Genomic DNA, 289 nt, shown 5'->3' on the forward strand with positions numbered 1-289 from the left:
GTTCGGCGAGGCTATCGATTTCTGCTAATACATCATCAAGTGGACGCGAGAGCTCTTCGCCGCGAGTATAAGGTACGACGCAAAATGAGCAATACTTTGAACAGCCTTCCATAATAGAGACAAAAGCTTTGTAGCCTTCAACTTTTGGCTCAGGCAAGAAGTCAAACTTCTCGATACTAGGAAAGGAGATATCGATAGTGCCGATACGATTTTTTGGCGCAATATTCTTTTGCTTATTAGATTGATCGTAGAGTTCTGGCAGACGATGCAAAGTTTGTGGACCAAATAC

General features: G+C 42.9%; 1 pseudogene. It reads right to left on the reverse strand.

What is annotated here, in order from left to right:
- A pseudogene (locus AAEZ02_RS22165) lies at nucleotides 1-289 on the reverse strand (tRNA (N6-isopentenyl adenosine(37)-C2)-methylthiotransferase MiaB); the annotation flags it as partial.

Origin of the sequence: Shewanella sp. T24-MNA-CIBAN-0130, from assembly GCF_040310185.1 — a bacterium.
Lineage (GTDB): Bacteria > Pseudomonadota > Gammaproteobacteria > Enterobacterales > Shewanellaceae > Shewanella > Shewanella psychromarinicola.